The sequence below is a fragment of the Pontimicrobium sp. MEBiC06410 genome (assembly GCF_053601615.1).
Genome location: NZ_JBSHNT010000020.1, coordinates 1 through 468, shown reverse-complemented (window position 1 = coordinate 468; position 468 = coordinate 1). Strand labels below are relative to the sequence as shown.

Annotated in this window: 1 protein-coding gene; it reads right to left on the bottom strand. The window is 48.7% G+C overall.

Features of this window, described 5'->3' with window-relative positions; genetic code table 11:
- The coding region (locus ACVC08_RS00145; RefSeq protein ID WP_452600495.1) for a Calx-beta domain-containing protein at positions 1-468 on the bottom strand (468 nt) is incomplete at both ends.

The window sequence follows — 468 nt, the reverse complement described above, 5'->3', positions numbered from 1 at the left end:
TTCATCTATGGCATCATCCGTGATTGGAATCACTACATCGACACTCGTGCTTCCTGCTGGAATGGTTACGGTTGTTGTCGTGACTGTGTAATCGCTTGTCCCTGCTGTGCCTGTTGTCGTGACAATATCTACTACAACGTCTGTTGCGCTTACGGTATCGATGCTTACTGGAACGGTTACTGTGCCAGCGCCTTCGTTGACTGTTGCATCAGCTATTGTTACTGTTGGCGCATTGTCGTTATCGGTGATCGTTACTGTTCCGCTTGGGTCCGTGTTTGCTGTGTTTCCGCTGGTTACTGTGCCATCGACGGTAAAGGTTTCATCGGTTTCATCTATGGCATCATCCGTGATTGGAATCACTACATCGACACTCGTGCTTCCTGCTGGAATGGTTACGGTTGTTGTCGTGACTGTGTAATCGCTTGTCCCTGCTGTGCCTGTTGTCGTGACAATATCTACTACAACGTC